The sequence below is a fragment of the Bacteroides eggerthii genome, assembly GCF_025146565.1.
Classification (GTDB): domain Bacteria; phylum Bacteroidota; class Bacteroidia; order Bacteroidales; family Bacteroidaceae; genus Bacteroides; species Bacteroides eggerthii.
Genome location: NZ_CP102258.1, coordinates 1,445,388 through 1,463,544 on the forward strand (window position 1 = coordinate 1,445,388; position 18,157 = coordinate 1,463,544).

Here is an 18,157-nt window from a genome sequence, read left to right on the forward strand (position 1 = left end):
TATGTTTGATTGGAATTTCATAGCCGGCCTCGTTGCCACAGTAGCATTTGATATAATCTATTTTGGCGCAATTATCGGAACAATTACGGTTATCATTCTTGATAACCGTAACCCGGTAAAAACGATGGCATGGATATTGATATTGATGTTTTTGCCATTAGTGGGGCTTGTACTTTACTTCTTTTTCGGTCGTAGTCAGCGTCGTGTACGTGTCATTGGTAAGAAAAGCTACAACCGCCTGTTGAAAAAACCGATGGCTGAATACCTTGCTCAGGACTCGTGCACGCTTCCTGTAAATTATAGCCGTCTTATTTCTTTGTTTCGCAACACAAATCAGGCTTTCCCTTTTGACGGGAATCGTGTAGAAATCTATACGCATGGGCTTTCCATGCTTCAAGCTTTGCTACGTGAGTTACAGAATGCTACGAAGCATATTCATATGGAGTTCTATATTTTTGAGGATGATGCTATCGGACGTATGGTGCGCGATGTGTTGATAGATAAGGCAAGGCAGGGAGTAGAAGTACGTGTTATTTACGATGATGTGGGCTGTTGGCATGTTCCTAACCGCTTTTACGAACAGATGCGTGAGGCAGGAGTAGAGGTGCGTAGCTTTCTGAAAGTGCGCTTCCCTTTGTTTACCAGTAAAGTGAACTATCGTAATCACCGTAAGATAGTGGTGATTGACGGACGCATCGGGTTTATTGGCGGTATGAATTTGGCAGAGCGTTATATGCGTGGTTTTTCCTGGGGAATCTGGCGTGATACGCATCTTTTATTAGAAGGCAAGGCTGTGCATGGTTTGCAGACTGTCTTTTTGCTCGACTGGTATTTTGTAGATCGTACATTAGTTACGTCCGCCCGTTATTTTCCGAAAGTGGATAATTGTGGTACTTCGTTGGCGCAGATTGTAACAAGTGAGCCGATAGGACCTTGGAAAGAGATTATGCAGGGGCTTGGCATGGCCATAACGGGAGCGAAGAAATATTTCTACATACAAACTCCTTACTTCTTGCCTACGGAAGCCGTTGCTGTCGCTATGCAAACAGCTGCTTTAGCTGGGGTGGACGTGCGTTTGATGCTTCCTTATCGCGCGGATAACAGACTGACGCATTTAGGCTCTTGTTCTTATTTGGCAGAGGCACTGCGGGCAGGAGTGAAAGTATATTTCTATAAAAAAGGTTTCCTGCATTCCAAATTGATGGTGTCGGATGATGAATTGTCTACTGTGGGCTCTACAAACGTGGATTTCCGAAGCTTTGAGCATAACTTTGAGGTGAATGCATTTATATATGATACGGAAACTGCTCTCCAAATGCGTGAGATATTCTTGCAAGACCAACGGGAATGTGTACAGGTATTCTCCAAAAATTGGGCGAAACGTCCTTGGTATCATAAAGCGGCAGAAAGCGTGGTACGTCTGCTGGCTCCGCTTTTATAACTTGGAAAATTGGAAAAAGGAGAAATTGACACTGCCATACACTCTTCTTTCTATAAAATGAGGATGGCTTTCAAAGTTATTGGTCTTCCCATGTTCTAATACAAATAAACCTTCTTCTTTTAAGAGGTTATTTTCAAAGATCAGATCAGGTAGAGTCTCAAGTCCTTTTAATTCATAAGGCGGGTCGGCAAAGATGAAATCGAACTGTTCGCGGCCACCTCGTATGTACTTGAATACATCACCGCGGACAGGCAGACATTTGTCGGTCTTTAGTTCACGCATTATTTTGCAGATGAAAGCATAGTGGTCGCGGTCTTTTTCTATGCTGATGACTTGGTCGCAACCTCTGGATACGAGTTCAATACTGATGCTTCCTGTGCCGGCAAACAAATCGAGGGCGCGTACGCCTTCTTCAAAGTCTATGTAGTTGGATAACACATTGAATAGATTCTCTTTGGCAAAATCCGTAGTGGGGCGTGCCTTGAAGCTGTGAGGCACGTCAAAGCGTCTTCTTTTGTATATTCCGCTGATTACTCGCATAGGTTGATAGCTTGTAGGTCAAGATTATAGGCTGGATTCATGATGAATACCTGCCGGATGAATTTTTTTAGTTCGGGCAATAGCTCTTCCTTGTTGGACAGTTCGCCTGTGAGGTGAAGTTCGTCACGTTCTTGCTCCATGCCGAGCTGTTTCCATATATAGAGAATGTAGTAGATACGGTCGTTGGTCTCCTTACAGGCAAAGGCATTGGCAAATATCAACCGGCCGCGTTCGTAAGCATATATGTCTACGGCTTCTTTACGCAGATGTATGTACATTTTCCTGCAATTGCCTAAACGACTTTTGGTTGCAAAATACTCAATAAACGGGCTTGCCTGCGAATAGAAACGGATATCGGGATATTGCTCGCGCAAAAGGGAGCAGGTGCTCTTGTCCATGCCAAACAGTACGACTATGTTGTTTTTATGCAGGATGTTGTATTGTACAACTTCATTGTCTTGCTTGGGATGATTATGATAGAATACGGTCTCTGTTTGCTCGTCCTCGAAAAACTCCAGCGGAATAAACGTAAAACGCTTGTTTGCCATGAGCACATTGACACGACGGAAAGAATGGTTCAGCCATTCTACTTCTCGGAAGGCTTGTTTAAGATTGGCAGTGAGGGACAAAGAAGTGTCTACCTCATGTTCGTGGAAAGAAAGCTCTCCGTCGCCGAGAGGATTGAATATAGAAAAAGAAAATCCATCCGTACTGAGACGGATGGATAAGGTATATTGTTCCGATTTTGTAAAATCAGTTGTTTCTATCATACGTATGTCGGTGGATTATTCCCAGTTACCGGCGTTGTTGTTAGCTGTTTCCAAGCTACCAATCATCAAGCCTGAGTATTTGCCCAACTTAGTTTGAAGATCTTTCAGGTTAGCAATTTCTTGCTTGTCCAAACCGTTCAGATATACATCATACGGAGTTTTAACCTCGAGCAGACAGAATGGAGCGCCAGATTTAGCTGTATCGTTTTTGATAGCCATTTCAAATTGTGCACCGTTGCCAAAAGGAACGTATCTCATAGAATCTGCGTTGAAGCCTTTCGGGAAAATAGTATCCAATACGGCTACCCACATGGTGTCACGCTTGAAATTTTCCAATCCCCACTTCTTTACTTCTGCATAGTTACCGGTCTTTTTGGCTTTATTGATGATATTGATAGCCTTCTTCTCTGTCAAACCGTCTTCCAACTGTTTGTCGTCCAATTCTCCTTGTTTGAAGATGAACGGAAGTTTCTGATTCTTTACGAAGTCAATCAACGTATCGAAGCTGGCAGTATATTGCTGGTTGTGCAAACCGCGATATTCCAACTGTGCTTTACGAATGTCGATCAGACGTGCGATAACTGCTGCGTCTCTGTGCTTCTTGGCTTTTTCAAAGTTTATAGGACCCATGATACTGGCATAGCAGATATAAACTAAGACCAGAGCACATAAGCCTAAAACGATATTAAATACTGTTTTCATGATAAATATGTTTTTTAGTTGTTATATTCGCACCGCAAAAATAAAAGAAATAAATTTAAAAACGACAGTTCCCGTTACTTTTTTCTATTACAAAAATGATAAATAACTATTTAGAAAGGCAAATTAAGGAAAATTTTCCTTATCAACCAACTTCGGAGCAGGAAATTGCAATAAAATCTTTGTCGGAGTTCTTGTTGTCATCCTGTAACGAGGCGGTTTTTCTGCTTCGTGGTTATGCCGGAACGGGGAAAACGTCATTAGTCGGCGCTTTGGTCAAGACATTGGACCAGTTGCAACAAAAGTCAATATTGCTGGCTCCGACGGGACGGGCGGCGAAAGTTTTTTCTGCTTATGCGGGGCATCCGGCGTTTACAATTCATAAAAAAATTTATAGACAGCAATCATTCTCTAATGAAACAAGTAATTTCTCGGTGAACGATAATTTGACAACTCATACTTTGTATATCGTGGATGAGGCATCCATGATTTCCAATGACGGGTTGGCGGGTTCGTCATTCGGTACGGGACGTTTGTTGGATGATTTGGTGCAGTTTGTCTATTCCGGCGTGGGATGTCGTCTTCTGTTGATGGGCGATACGGCACAGCTTCCGCCGGTGGGTGAGGAGCAAAGTCCGGCTCTTTTTGCTGATGCCCTGAAAGGATATGGGCTGGAAGTACAGGAGGTGGATTTGACACAGGTGGTCCGTCAGGAACGGCAATCGGGTATTCTGTGGAACGCCACCCGTTTGCGGCAGCTCATAGCCGAAGATGAATGCGGGGCGTTGCCGAGGATAAAAGTAACGGGATTTGCGGATATTAAAGTATTGCCGGGGAATGAATTGATAGATGCGCTTGAAGCATGTTACGATCATGACGGGTTGGATGAAACGATTGTGGTGTGCCGCTCCAACAAGCGGACAAATATTTATAATAATGGTATTCGAGCCCAGATTCTTTGGAGGGAGGACGAACTGAATACGGGAGACTTGCTGATGGTTGCGAAAAATAATTATTTTTGGACGGAACAGCTTCAAGCGGACATGCTGCGTAATGGAGAGAGGAAAGAAGTGGTGGCACAAATTCCCGACTTCATAGCCAATGGAGAAACTGCCGTAGTACGTCGTGTACGCCGTACGCGTGAACTATATGGTTTTCGCTTTGCGGATGTAATGCTGGCTTTTCCTGATTATAATGATCTTGAGTTGGAGGTGAATCTTCTGTTGGATACTTTGCACAGCGATGCGCCTGCTTTACCCAAAGCAGATAATGACCGCCTTTTTTATACTGTCCTCGAAGATTACGCCGATATTACGATGAAGCGCGAAAGAATGAAGAAGATGAAAGCCGATCCTTATTACAATGCTTTACAGGTGAAGTATGCCTATGCCGTAACTTGCCATAAGGCGCAGGGGGGACAGTGGAAGAATGTCTTTCTTGACCAGGGGTATATGACGGACGAATATCTGACACCGGATTATTTCCGTTGGCTGTACACTGCTTTTACGCGTGCTACGGGTACGTTGTATCTGGTAAATTATCCGACTGAACAAATTATTTAAACACTTGATGCAGTATTTGCCTCACTGTAAGCATTTTCTAAATATGAAACAGCTAAAATCAAAGACAATGCACTCTCTCCTGTCGCATTGCCCGAAGGCTGCAAAGTATATCAGGCAGAACAGTGGATGTATACACGATGATATGATTTTTGTCAAGAGTAGATTTATGAAAGTTTAATGTACGGGAGGCTTCGGCTTCCCGTTTTTGCTTTCCAAACAGATGGTCTGTTTGAGTAGAACACATCATCTGTTTGCCTTAAATGCATCATGTGTTAACTCTGAATACATCATCCGTAATCTTGCACTTTAGCATCCTAAACCTCAATGCTAATTACCAAAACCTTAGGGAATTTCATCGCAAATTCCAGATATTTAGCCTGTTAAGGTGAGGCATTTGGGGAGCAAACATGCGTCGTTTGCCCTGCAAACGCACGTCATTTCAAATAGGGAAGAGTTATGGGAAAATAAAAACGGAGAAGCAATGCCTCTCCGTTCATTCTAATTTAAAATTGAAGTATCTAAAAATTGACGATACAAATATACAACATCCCGGAGGCGATGTCAAGTGTTCGGGCAATTATTTTGCAGCTCTTCTAAAGAGAATCTTTTGCGATCTGTTTGGATAATCTGCATATTTTCTGGCAGTCTATTTAAAGTTGTCATGTTTGTGTCTGAGCAAAGGCTTTAATTCTTCTATGATAAAGGAGGTGTATTTATCTACCCCTTGACGATTCATGTGATAATAAGTATCATACGCATATTCGTCACTTAATACGTGCACCTTCGGTGTTACTAAAAAAGGGCATCCTTCCTTTTGGAGAAACTCTTCAACCTCCGACATCTTTTTCTTATTTTCATGATAACCTTTTTCTACATAGATGGGTGGAATGACATATACAGAGCACGTCTTTTGAAGAGTCTTAATCTTACTGGTGAAATATTTACCAAACTGTTCATCCAATCTTTCGTTGATAGGTTGGGCATTACCGGTTCCGGGGCTTTCTAACGTCCAATGTTGTGTCTCGTCTCCGTATTCATTAAATCCTGAAACACTGTAATCTTTGGAACTTCTGATTTTGGGCATTAAAGAACATTCTTTTGCTAATTGTGGAATTCCGGCTATTAGAATTGTCCATTGCCTTATATCCAGTAAGTTAATTTTTTCCCAATGTGTAACTGCCATAAGGGGCGTGAGGGTTACGGATTCTCCATAAGCTATTGTATAGAAGTGTTCGTATTCCGGAGCGAATACAATAATGTCACCTTTTCTTGCATAGGTGGATATGTCATCAATCATATATTTCAGTCCGATGCCGGCATGAAGTCCATAGTTAATCACATTGATATTTAGCGAGTCTTTTATTCGTTGACTGTCTAACCCGAAAGCTAAATTGCTGCCTCCGACAAAGATGATTCGGGGAGAAGGCGTGTCTTCCAGCAGTTGGCATTTCTTGTTATAGGCTTGTAAATACCCGTCTTGTTCCATAGGAAGCATTGTTATTGCCAGTATTAAGGTGATAAGGATTCCTGCTATTAGGAGGATCTTGTTTATAAATTTTTTCATAACCTTAGAATTGAAAATAAATGAATTCCGCTTGTGTACCTGCAAAAACTAAAGTGAAGAGCGCTAATAAAATATATATTCCCCAACGTATACCGCGATATTTAAGTATACCGGTTCCTTCGATTTGCAGCGCATGTTGTTTATCCCGTTGCAGCCATTCCACCATCAAGAGTACAAAAGTATAGAGTAATGCTTTTTTGCCGTATTGCAAATGTAAGTCCAGCAAACTTGGTGAACACATTCTGCTAAGATAGTCCCATGCTTGCTTGATGTTTTCTGCCCGGAAAATAATCCAGCCAATCAGTACAAGCAGGAAGGTGAAAAGTATTTGGACGAATTCTTTCATGGAAGGTAATAATCGCCCCGCCGCTACATTATTTGTGTGTTTTCTGTTCTTTCCCAAAAGCATCAGTGGAAAGAACAGTAGCGCATGATAAACGCCCCACATAATGAATGTCCAGTTTGCCCCGTGCCACAAACCGCTGACGAGAAAGATAATCAGCGTATTCCTCATGACCTTCCAACGTGCGCATCGGCTGCCACCGAGAGGTATGTAAATGTAGTCGCGAAACCATGTGGTCAGCGATATATGCCAACGGCGCCAGAACTCGGCAATGTCGCGTGAGAAATAAGGAAAGCTGAAGTTACGCATCAGGTTGATACCGAACAGGCGCGCCGTACCGATAGCGATGTCCGAGTAACCGGAAAAGTCTCCATAAATCTGAAGTGTGAAGAGGAAGCCGCCCATTAATAGCGTAAAGCCGGACTGGTCGGTATAGTTTCCCCAGATTAAGTTAACAGCGGTAGCGCAGTTGTCCGCCACTACCATCTTCTTGAAGAATCCCCAAAGTATCTGTCGGCAACCATCCACGGCTTGCGCATAGTTGAAAGTATGCGACTTGTAGAACTGTGGCAACAGGTTGGTGGCGCGTTCTATCGGCCCTGCTACCAACTGTGGAAAGAAGCTGATGTAGGCAAAAAAGGCAATGATATCTTTGCAAACCGGTAATTTCTTTTGGTAAACGTCAATACTGTAGCTCAATGCCTGAAAGGTGTAGAAACTGATACCTACGGGCAAGAGGATGTCAAGTGTTACCCAGTCTATCTGCCAACCTATGTTACCGAACAGGGCGGCGAAGTTTTCCGCAAAGAAGTTATAGTATTTGAATACGCCGAGAATGGAAAGATTTAGTACGATGTTGATAGCGCTAAGGGCTTTCTGCCGCTTCTGTTGTCCTTCGTACCGGGCAATGAGTCGTCCGCTGACATAACTGAATAGCGTGGTGAGGGCGATAAGTATCAGGAAGCGCCAGTCCCACCAACCATAGAACACATAACTGGCAACGACCAAAAAAAGGTTTTGCCACTTCAACCGTTTAAATACAAACCAATAGAGCAGGAAGACTATCGGCAAGAAAAGCAGGAACTCAAAAGAATTGAATAACATGATTCTTAATATGCCTATAAGTCTTCAAAGTGGGCGGTGCTGATTAATATGAGAAGAGCGTGAGACTTGTTCTACTCATCAAGTATCAGGTATCTGGAAAAACCTAGCAAGAATGAGTGAAGAAACAATATTCCCACGCTGTAGTATGATGAACAAGATACAGTATGGACTGTTCTCGTACATATACAAACAGAATGAGCGTTACATTGTCTTCATCCCCTTGCCTTGAAATTTTCCAGATTTCGATACTTAGGATAAAGCAGAAAACGCTTTCTACTGTCCGGCAATTTCTCCTGTCGGACGCTGCAAAGTTACGCTTTCTTTTTACAATATAACGCTCAGTGAGAATATTATTCCTGCAAGAATATTAAAATATTTCTCTTTAGGCTGATAAAAATGTTTTAATACTGATGCCGTTTCATTAAAAGTGGGGATGCTATTAAAAAGACTCCGCTTTTAACTTTTCAGCTAAAAGCGGAGTCTTTTATTTATGATATAAGTTTTAAAGTCCTGCCAATTCTATTACTTTATCTACCGCTGCACTCAACCCGTCAGGATTTTTACCGCCGGCAGTTGCGAAATGCGGCTGGCCGCCGCCGCCACCTTGAATCAGCTTGGCGGCTTCTTTCACAAGATTGCCTGCTTTTAGACCGCCGGCTACAAGGTTGTCACTTAGCATTACTGTCAGCATCGGTTTTCCTTCGAATACTGTTCCTGCAACGAAGAAGAGGTTTTCTGTGATTTCTCCGCGGAGCTGGAAAGCGATATTCTTGATTGCGTCGGCGGGTATCATGGCTGCACAGAACTTGATAACTTTCACACCGTTTATTTCCTGAATATTTTGCAGAAGTTTTTCCTTCAGTTGCGCTTCTTTCTCTTTCATGAAGTCTTCCACCTGTTTCTTCAAACCGGCATTTTCTTCGATATACTTGCGGATTGCACCGGACAAGTCGGGAGCATTGTTGAAGAGTGCTTTCAAATCGCGCATTGTATCCTGGAATGTATCAAGCATTTCTTCTACGCGGGCTCCGGTATAGGCTTCGATACGGCGGACACCGGCGGCAACGGAACTTTCGGATACAATTTTCATCATCCCGATGTTTCCGGTAGCGGCTACGTGTGTGCCACCGCAGAATTCAATGGAGGAACCGAACTGGATAACACGTACGTGGTCACCATACTTCTCGCCGAACAACGCAATAGCTCCCAATTCTTTAGCTTCTTCAATAGGTATATTGCGATATTCTTTCAAAGGAATATTGGCGCGTATCTTGGCATTTACAATGTGTTCTACCTGACGAATCTCCTCATCTGTTACTTTCTGGAAATGAGAGAAGTCGAAACGCAGAGAGTCCGAATTCACTAAAGAGCCTTTCTGTTCAACATGGTCGCCCAACACTTCGCGTAATGCAGCGTCCAACAAGTGGGTGGCAGAATGGTTGGCGGCGCAAGCGGCACGCTTGTCGGTATCCACGCAAGCCATCATCGGAGCTTCCAGATGTTCGGGCAGCTTCTTGGTGATATGGATAGGAAGGTTGTTCTCCTTTTTTGTATCAATAACTTCAATCGTTTCAAATTCGTTCACCAGCACGCCGGTATCGCCTACCTGACCGCCGCTTTCGGCATAGAACGGAGTCTTGTCCAGTACAATCTGGTACAATGTTTGGTTTTTCTGCTTAATCTGCCGGTAACGCAGGATGGATGTTTCGTATTCCGTATAGTCATAGCCTACGAATTCGGTTGTGCCTTCTTGCAGCGTAATCCAGTCGCCGGTTTCAACGGCAGCGGCGTTGCGTGCGCGCTGTTTTTGCTGTTGCATTTCTGCGTCAAACTCTTTGATGTCGGCCGTCATGTCGTTTTCGCGGAGAATCAGTTCCGTAAGGTCGAGTGGAAAGCCAAAAGTATCATAAAGCGTAAAGGCGTCCTTGCCGCTGATTTCGGTCTTTCCGGCTGCTTTGGCATCTGCCATGGTCTTATCCAACAAACGAATACCGGTCTCCAAAGTGCGGAGGAAGGAATCTTCTTCTTCCTTGATGACTTTGGCTATCAACTCTTTCTGTACATTCAGTTCGGGATACGCACCGCCCATATTCTCAATCAGTACAGGTAATAATTTGTACATGAATGCCTGCTTCTGTCCGAGGAACGTATAGCCGTAGCGTACTGCACGACGAAGAATACGTCGTATTACGTAACCTGCCTTGGCATTACTTGGCAATTGGCCGTCTGTGATAGAGAAAGCGATTGTACGGATGTGGTCGGCAATCACACGCATGGCAATGTCCTGTTGCTCGTTTACACCGTATGTAGTTCCTGCCATGTCTCCGATAGCCTTCAATATAGGCTGGAAGACATCGGTATCATAGTTGGAGGTTTTGCCTTGCAGAGTGCGCACCAGACGTTCAAAGCCCATACCCGTATCAATTACTTTGGCGGGAAGCCCTTCGAGGCTGCCGTCTGCCTTGCGGTTGAACTGCATGAATACGAGGTTCCAGATTTCGATAACCTGCGGGTGGTCTTTGTTTACGAGTTGCGAACCGGGAACTTTGGCTTTTTCTTCTTCCGAACGTGAATCCACATGAATTTCGGAGCAGGGGCCACAAGGACCTGTATCGCCCATTTCCCAGAAGTTGTCGTGTTTGTTTCCGTTGAGGATATGGTCTTTCGGCAGGAACTGTTCCCAGTAGGAGGCTGCTTCATTGTCACGTTCCAGACCCTCTTCGGGGCTACCTTCGAAGACGGTGGCATAGAGATCTTTCGGATCCAGCTTCAATACGTCTACCAGATATTCCCATGCCCAAGAGATAGCTTCTTTCTTGAAGTAATCACCGAACGACCAGTTGCCCAGCATCTCGAACATTGTGTGGTGATAGGTATCATGGCCTACTTCTTCCAAGTCATTATGTTTTCCGCTGACGCGAAGACACTTCTGTGAATCCGCCACTCTTTTATATTTCGCCGGGTGGTTACCCAAAATAATATCTTTAAACTGGTTCATACCCGCGTTGGTAAACATCAGCGTGGGGTCATCTTTAATCACCATGGGAGCCGAAGGCACAATCTGGTGACCTTTACTTTCGAAAAAACTCTTGAACGAGTCTCTGATTTCATTTGCAGTCAACATACTTCTTATTTCTGATTTATGATTTCTGAATTTACAGCTTGTGATTTATGACTTACATATTCTATGATTTATCTCTTCTATAAATCATAAATCATAAATCATAAATCTTATAATTCTTGAAAAAACAGTGCAAAGATAGCTTGTTTTTCGTATTTTTGCCGCATTGATAATGAAATATTTACTCCCGATGCGCAAAGTTTACTACATTTATAATCCGCGGACACAGACTTATGACCGAATTTATCCAACCGTCCGGCAACGTGCGTTGAGCATATTACGCCGGTTATTTTTTGGCATGGGACTGGGAGCTGGCAGTTTCATCGTATTATTGCTGATTTTCGGTTCGCCCTCCGAGAAGGAGTTGCGGAAAGAAAACAGCCAGCTTAAGGCGCAATATAATGTACTCTCGCGGAGAATGGACGAGGCTATGGGGGTGTTGCAGGATGTGCAGCAACGTGACGATAATCTGTATCGGGTCATTTTTCAGGCCGATCCGGTGCCTTCGGCTATTCGTAAGGCGGGATATGGCGGCACAAACCGTTATGAGCATTTAATGGATATGGCGAATTCCGATTTGGTAGTGAACACTACGCAGAAAATGGATATGCTCACGAAACAGCTTTATATTCAGTCACGTTCGTTTGACGATGTGGTGGAGATGTGCAAGAATCATGATGAGATGTTGCGTTGCATACCTGCCATCCAACCTATTTCGAATAAGGATTTGCGTAAGACTGCCTCCGGTTACGGAACACGTATTGATCCTATTTACGGGACTACCAAGTTTCATGCAGGCATGGACTTTTCGGCGCATCCAGGTACGGAAGTTTACGCAACCGGTGACGGTACGGTGGTGAAAATGGGGTGGGAAACCGGTTACGGAAATCTTATCATCGTGGATCATGGCTTTGGCTATCAGACATGGTATGCCCACCTGCAAGGGTTCCGCACCAAGCTCGGTAAACGGGTAGTGCGGGGTGAAGTGATAGGCGAAGTGGGGAGTACCGGAAAAAGCACAGGCCCGCATCTTCATTACGAGGTGCATGTAAAGGGGCAGGTGGTGAATCCCGTAAACTATTACTTTATGGATTTGAGCGCCGAAGACTATGACCGTATGATACAGCTTGCGGCTAATCATGGTAAGGTGCTTGATTGATGGATTATAAACGACTAATTGATAGGTTGCCATGCAGAACACCGATAAAGAACTGAAATTGTATTACTCCATTAGTGAGGTTGCCGGAATGTTTGATGTCAACGAATCTCTGCTCCGTTTTTGGGAGAAAGAGTTTCCGCAACTCCGGCCCAAGAAGGGGGGGCGTGGCATACGCCAGTACCGTAAGGAAGATATTGAGACGGTGAAGCTGATTTATCATCTGGTCAAGGAGCGCGGAATGACATTGCCCGGTGCGCGTCAGCGCATGAAAGACAATAAAGAAGCCACTCTCCGGAACTTTGAAATCGTAGAACGGTTGAGAAGCATTCGTGAAGAGCTTACCGGCATGAAGGAAGCTCTCGATGCTTTTACTTATGAAGATGTAGAGGCATTGAAAGAGAACCTGATGAAAGAGCATCCATAAAGAACTACCCTTCTATTCTCGTCACTTGCTTGATGTTCTGTATCAGCTTCAGGTTGTTGCAGATGCTGCGTACATCGTCTACGTCATGTACGTAGAGTTGTATCTTACCTTCAAATATACCGTCAGTGGTTTCTATGGTCAGTTTACGGATGTTCACGTTCAGCTGGCGGGAGATGACTTGCGTCACTTCATTCAGCAATCCCATGCTGTCAATACCTTTCAAATAGATAGTTACAAGGAATGAAAGCTCTTTGTGAGTGTCCCATTCGGTTGCGATGATGCGGTTGCCGTAACTGCTTTTGAGACGTGCGGCTACCGGGCATTGGCGTTTATGGATAATCACCCGGTTCTGTTCGTCGATGTACCCCAGCACATCGTCACCGGGAATGGGGTGACAGCAATCCGCCATGATATAGTTCTTTTGGATGGTTTCTTCCGTCAGTTTCAATATCTGCTTGGTATTGATTTTCTCTTGCGGGGCTTTTTCTTCGGGTTGTTCCTTGGCATCCTTGCTGTCTTTGTTGCCGAAAGAGAAAGTCAGGAACTTCTTCCAGTTGGTGCTCTGTTTCTCCTTGAATGCATTTTTATCCGCATCGCCCAATACGAGCTTCTTGCTGCCGACGGCGACGAGCAGTTCGTCTCGGGTATGGAAATTGTGCAGACGGGTGAGCTTGTCCAATGCTCCGTCGTCCATGCGTATATCTTCATTCTTGAAGAATTCGGAAAGGATTGTTTCACCTTGCTTTTGATTGGCTTTGGCTTCCTTGCGCAGGATAGATGCGATTTTGGCGCGTGCGCGTGCAGTGGTGGCATACACTTCCCATTCCGGTTGTACGCGTTGTGATTTGGAAGTCAGAATTTCTACCTGGTCACCGCTCTGCAGTTTGTGGCTGAGAGGTACGAGTTTGTGGTTCACTTTGGCGCCGATGCAGTGGCTGCCGATGTCTGTGTGCAGGGAGAAAGCAAAATCCAGCGCTGTCGAATTCTGCGGCATGGTCTTGATTTCACCTTTCGGGGTAAACACAAATATTTCCGATGCGAACAGGTTCAGTTTGATAGTGTCCAGAAAATCAATGGCATCCGGTTGGGGGTCATCGAGTATTTCCTTGATAGTGCGCAACCATTTCTCCAATTCTCCTTCATCTTCGCTGCCGCCGCCTTCTTTGTATTTCCAGTGGGCGGCAAACCCTTGTTCGGCAACGTCGTTCATGCGTTCGCTGCGGATCTGGACTTCAATCCATTGTCCGTTGTTGCCCATGAGGGTAACGTGCAGGGCTTGGTAACCGTTGGCTTTCGGATGGCTCACCCAGTCACGCAGGCGGTCGGGATGAGGTTTGTATATTTTGGATATGGATACGTAGATGTTGAAGCAGTCGTTCAGTTCTTCCTCCATGTTGCGAGGCTCGAAGATGATGCGTACGGCAAGCAGGTCATAGATTTCCTCGAACGGCACATGCTTGGTTTGCATCTTGTTCCAGATGGAGTAAATGGATTTGACGCGGGCAAGAATGCGGTATTTCAATCCCATTTTGTCCAGTTGGGCGCGTATCGGGGTGGTGAACTCTTTGAATACTTTGTCGCGCTCTACGGCTGTCGCTGCAAGTTTTTCTTCTATTTCGCGGTATTCTTCCGGATGTTCGTACCGGAAACTCAGGTTTTCCAGTTCCGTCTTTATCTTGTATAGCCCCAACCGGTTGGCAAGCGGCGCATAAATGTATAATGTCTCACCGGCTATTTTGAACTGCTTGTTGGGAAGCATGGAGCCGAGGGTGCGCATATTGTGCAGTCGGTCAGCTATTTTGATAAGGATAACGCGGATATCGTCGGACATGGTGAGCAGTAACTTCTTGAAGTTTTCTGCTTGTGCCGAGGCGCGGTCGCCGAAGATGCCGCCTGATATTTTGGTCAGCCCGTCCACAATCTGTGCTATTTTGGGGCCGAAGATATTTTCAATGTCTTCAACGGTGTAGTCGGTATCTTCCACCACGTCGTGCAAAAGGGCTGAACAGATAGAGGTGGATCCGAGACCTATTTCGTTGCAGACAATCTTTGCGACGGCGATAGGGTGCATGATGTAAGGTTCACCCGAACGGCGTTTGATTCCCTTGTGTGCCTGATTGGCGAAATTGAATGCTTTGGTTATTATTTCGACGCGCTTGCGATGCTTGGTTGCCAAATAATCGTTCAACAGTTCCTGGAATGCCTGTTCAATCATTTCTTCTTCGGCTTTCTCTTTCTCCTTCTGGCTTACATTCTCTTCCATATACCGTTCTCCTTTTTTCTTCACTTTTTGCAAAAATAAGCAATTTTCAACACCGGGCAAGTATTTATGTCTTTATTTGTAAATCTTCAGTCGCTTTCCTGCATTAATTCTGGTGCTGCTCATGCCATTCCAGTTTTTTATCTGGTTGACGGTCACGCCGTATTTGCGTGCGATGGTCGACAGGGTTTCTCCGCTGCGTATTTTGTGATAGGTTACTTCTCCTTGTGGGGAACTTTTCCCTTTGCTGCTGCGCGCTGTGCTGCGGGTGTTTGCAACGGATACGGTCCGGCGGTTTTTGAACAGTTCTGCGCTGCGGTGGGCATAGATCGTGTCTTGGCTGTCAATAAAAGTACTGATATAGTTTATCGGCAGGCGGAGTGTACGGGGCTTGCTGTCACCCGGAACGATATTTCTTTTGTACTGGGGGTTCAGGCTTTTGATTTCATCCATGTTGATACCGCAGACATCGGCTATTTGCTCAAAATGCAGGTTACGGTTCACTTGTATGGTGTCTGTCGCGTCCGGAATATTGGTTTCCATGGGACAGATGTTGTGTTTGCAGTAGTAAGTCATTACGTAGTTGGCGGCAATGAAGGCGGGTACGTATCCTCGTGTTTCTTTGGGCAGATAATTATAGATTTCCCAATAGTCCGTTTTGCCGCCTGCACGTCGAATGGCTTTGTTGATTGTTCCCGGGCCACAGTTGTAGGCGGCAATCACCAGGTTCCAGTCTTGGTAGATGGCATACATGTCTTTGAGATAACGTGCGGCGGCCCAGGTAGCTTTAATCGGGTCGCGGCGTTCGTCCACCAGACTGTTGCTTTCCAGTCCGTATATTTTGCCTGTATTAAGCATGAACTGCCATAGTCCGGAAGCGCCTGCGCGGGATACGGCAGAGGGATTGAGGGCCGACTCGATAATAGGCAGATATTTCAGCTCCAATGGCAAGCCGTATGTGTCGAGGGCTTCTTCAAAAATGGGCATGTAGAAGTTGCAGGCGCTCAGCATGAAAGCCACCTGATTGCGGAGACGTCCGGTGTACATGTCGATGAATTTGCGTACAATCTCGTTGTACGGCATTTCCATGACGGTCGGCATGCGTGAGAGCCGGTCGATGTATATGGAGTCGCTGAACTCAGGATTTACGATAGAGGTACTGCAATCCTTTCCCAAATCGATATAGTTTTTGGCTTTCCAGTCGTTGAGCAGACTGTCTACGGGGTAGGTCATGCTTTTGGGCAAGTCGATAACTTCCCGGCGTTCCGTCCCGTTGTCGTGAATGATTACGTCTACGCTTTCCTGGGCGTGTGCCTGTGGAACTGCGAGCAATATGCTGAACAGAAGTGAGGAACCTATGATTATTTTTCTCATGTATGCGGGTTTATTTGTCATGGATAAATCTGTTTTATTTGTTTCTTTAAAATCTGAAGCTGCATTGCAATCCAACGGAGCGGTTGGAAGAATTGCTTGTTTGGGTATTGATGACGGCGGGCTCTACCTTCATGCTGAGATCGGGGGTTATGTCGAAATTGGATAATTCGGCATCCACATAAGCGTCTATGACAGACAGCAGGTAGACCCCGATGAAAGCGAAGATACTTAGGTCGCGGTATCTGCGGTAAGTGTCTTTTCGCTTGCGCAGCAATTCTTTCAATTGGGTTTCGGAGATTGTATATCCGGGCGGCAACAGGTCGGTGATGCTGCTGGACTGCATATTGCCGTTCATTGCGTCTTTATAGGCGGTAGAGTAGTCCTTGTACATTTTGCTGTTCCATGTCAGGGCATAGGCGCAACCGGCAAATCCGCCGTAGAAGATGGGCAGTTTCCAGTATTTCCGGTTGTAGATTTGTCCTCCTCCGGGGATCACAAGCGCCAGCCAGGTTGCTTTCGTGGGGTTGGGAATCCACATCTTCCTGTTTATCTCTTTATGCAGACTGTCGGCCGGCACTTCCTGTTCCTGCAGGGTGGGGGAAGAGGTCATTTCCAGCAATTTTTTCTTATTTTCGGCTGCAATGCTGTCGGCGGTGGCAATGCTGTCGGCGGGCGTAACAGCCTGATGCGGCATTGGTTTGTCCGTTGTCGGAGTCAGACTGTCGGCTTGCATCTGTACAGCCTTCCGCAGGGTATGGAGGGAGTCTGCCTGCAGCCTGTGTATCCTTTTGGAAGCGGCGCGCGGGCGGCTCTGACCATACATAGCAATCCCTGCCGTCTGTATGAAGCAGAGCAGCAGGGCGATACTGATTTGGTATATTTTTCTTCTTTTCGTCATTTATTTTTTCAGCGTATCAAGGATGCCGATGATACGTTCCAATTCTTCTTCGTTACTGAACGGGATACTGATTTTACCTTTGCCTTTCTCGGAGCAGGTCAGTTGCACTTTGGCGCTGAAGAAGCTGGAAAGTTGCTGCTTCAGCATGTTGAACTCTTCGGGCAGTTTGGAGCGTTTGGGCGCGATTTTTCGGCCGCCGCTTTTTATGGTTTCGCCTTCATTCAGGGACTTTACTATTTCCTCTACTTTGCGGACGGAATAGCCATGCTCCAGTATCTCTTCAAAAATCTTCACTTGCAGTTTGGGGTCGCCCAGCGTTATCAGGGCGCGGGCATGTCCCATGTCTATCTGCTTGTTCTGCAGGCCCATTTGGATGGGAGCCGGCAGTTTCAGCAGACGCAGGTAATTGGCGATGGTGGTGCGTTTCTTTCCTACGCGTTCGCTGAGGCGTTCTTGGGTGAGGCCGTATTCTTCCAGCAGGTGCTGATAGGCGAGCGCTATTTCTACGGAGTTCAGGTCTTCGCGCTGTATGTTTTCGATGAGTGCCATTTCCATGACATTCTCATCGTCGGCCGTACGGATGTAGGCAGGGATGCTTGTCAGCCCGGCTATTTGTGAGGCGCGGAAGCGACGTTCGCCGGCAATGATCTGATACTCATCGTCGGATAGCTTGCGCAGGGTGATGGGTTGGATGATACCAATTTCTGCAATAGACTCGGCAAGCTCCTGCAACGCTGTTGGGTCGAATTCGCGACGGGGCTGGTTAGGATTGACGGCAATCTTCGACAATTCTATTTCATTGATAGAAGAAGAGCCTTCGGTCTGCACCTCATCCATAGAGAGCAGGGCATCCAGCCCGCGTCCAAGTGCATTTCTTTTCTGTGCCATCTATTTCTTT

General features: G+C 45.6%; 14 protein-coding genes. 4 read left to right on the forward strand and 10 right to left on the reverse strand.

The features are described from left to right. The first annotated feature begins 1 nt into the window (after position 1). On the forward strand, positions 2-1,441 hold the full coding sequence (cls, locus tag NQ546_RS05705) for a cardiolipin synthase (protein WP_004289074.1): 1,440 nt from the start codon (positions 2-4) through the stop codon (positions 1,439-1,441). On the opposite strand, the gene rsmD is transcribed toward cls, so the two are convergent. The 3 genes from rsmD to NQ546_RS05720 are packed head-to-tail and all read right to left on the reverse strand — an operon-like array spanning position 1,436 to position 3,453. Beyond that, on the reverse strand, positions 1,436-1,981 hold the full coding sequence (rsmD, locus tag NQ546_RS05710; protein ID WP_004289075.1) for a 16S rRNA (guanine(966)-N(2))-methyltransferase RsmD: 546 nt from the start codon (positions 1,979-1,981) through the stop codon (positions 1,436-1,438). The genes cls and rsmD overlap by 6 nt on opposite strands. Then, the gene (locus NQ546_RS05715; protein WP_004289076.1) at positions 1,972-2,751 is read right to left on the reverse strand and encodes a DUF3822 family protein; all 780 of its coding nucleotides are present in this window, start codon (positions 2,749-2,751) and stop codon (positions 1,972-1,974) included. The genes rsmD and NQ546_RS05715 overlap by 10 nt, the downstream gene beginning before the upstream one ends. Before the next feature lie 15 nt (positions 2,752-2,766). Then, complete coding sequence (locus tag NQ546_RS05720; protein ID WP_004289077.1) at positions 2,767-3,453, reverse strand: hypothetical protein; 687 nt, start codon at positions 3,451-3,453, stop codon at positions 2,767-2,769. A gap of 95 nt (positions 3,454-3,548) precedes the next feature. Here NQ546_RS05720 and NQ546_RS05725 point away from each other — a divergent pair, with 95 nt between their 5' ends. Continuing rightward, positions 3,549-5,012, forward strand: a complete 1,464-nt coding sequence (locus NQ546_RS05725) for an ATP-dependent DNA helicase (protein WP_004289078.1) — start codon at positions 3,549-3,551, stop codon at positions 5,010-5,012. Positions 5,013-5,658: 646 nt separating this feature from the next. Here the strand turns inward: NQ546_RS05725 and NQ546_RS05730 are convergent. The 3 genes from NQ546_RS05730 to alaS all read right to left on the reverse strand — a co-directional run bounded on the left by NQ546_RS05730 (position 5,659) and on the right by alaS (position 11,147). Next, complete coding sequence (locus NQ546_RS05730; RefSeq protein WP_004289079.1) at positions 5,659-6,576, reverse strand: hypothetical protein; 918 nt, start codon at positions 6,574-6,576, stop codon at positions 5,659-5,661. A 4-nt stretch (positions 6,577-6,580) separates the two neighbouring features. Continuing rightward, on the reverse strand, positions 6,581-8,023 hold the full coding sequence (locus NQ546_RS05735) for an MBOAT family O-acyltransferase (RefSeq protein WP_004289080.1): 1,443 nt from the start codon (positions 8,021-8,023) through the stop codon (positions 6,581-6,583). A 502-nt stretch (positions 8,024-8,525) separates the two neighbouring features. Next, a complete protein-coding gene (alaS, locus tag NQ546_RS05740) occupies positions 8,526-11,147 on the reverse strand; it encodes an alanine--tRNA ligase (RefSeq protein WP_004289081.1) in 2,622 nt (873 codons plus the stop codon). A 187-nt stretch (positions 11,148-11,334) separates the two neighbouring features. Here alaS and NQ546_RS05745 point away from each other — a divergent pair, with 187 nt between their 5' ends. After that, complete coding sequence (locus NQ546_RS05745; RefSeq protein WP_017140915.1) at positions 11,335-12,303, forward strand: M23 family metallopeptidase; 969 nt, start codon at positions 11,335-11,337, stop codon at positions 12,301-12,303. Between the two features lie 31 nt (positions 12,304-12,334). Then, entirely contained in the window at positions 12,335-12,727 is a 393-nt protein-coding gene (locus tag NQ546_RS05750) for a MerR family transcriptional regulator (RefSeq protein ID WP_004289083.1), read from the forward strand. A 4-nt stretch (positions 12,728-12,731) separates the two neighbouring features. Here the strand turns inward: NQ546_RS05750 and NQ546_RS05755 are convergent, their stop codons facing one another. The 4 genes from NQ546_RS05755 to NQ546_RS05770 all read right to left on the reverse strand — a co-directional run bounded on the left by NQ546_RS05755 (position 12,732) and on the right by NQ546_RS05770 (position 18,147). After that, positions 12,732-14,990, reverse strand: coding sequence for a RelA/SpoT family protein (locus NQ546_RS05755; protein WP_021940413.1), 2,259 nt, complete (start codon positions 14,988-14,990; stop codon positions 12,732-12,734). A gap of 72 nt (positions 14,991-15,062) precedes the next feature. Further along, on the reverse strand, positions 15,063-16,361 hold the full coding sequence (locus NQ546_RS05760) for a lytic transglycosylase domain-containing protein (protein ID WP_017140917.1): 1,299 nt from the start codon (positions 16,359-16,361) through the stop codon (positions 15,063-15,065). Positions 16,362-16,407: 46 nt separating this feature from the next. Beyond that, positions 16,408-17,259, reverse strand: coding sequence for a DUF5683 domain-containing protein (locus NQ546_RS05765; protein ID WP_004289086.1), 852 nt, complete (start codon positions 17,257-17,259; stop codon positions 16,408-16,410). Continuing rightward, on the reverse strand, positions 17,260-18,147 hold the full coding sequence (locus tag NQ546_RS05770; protein ID WP_004289087.1) for a ParB/RepB/Spo0J family partition protein: 888 nt from the start codon (positions 18,145-18,147) through the stop codon (positions 17,260-17,262). Positions 18,148-18,157 lie beyond the last annotated feature (10 nt).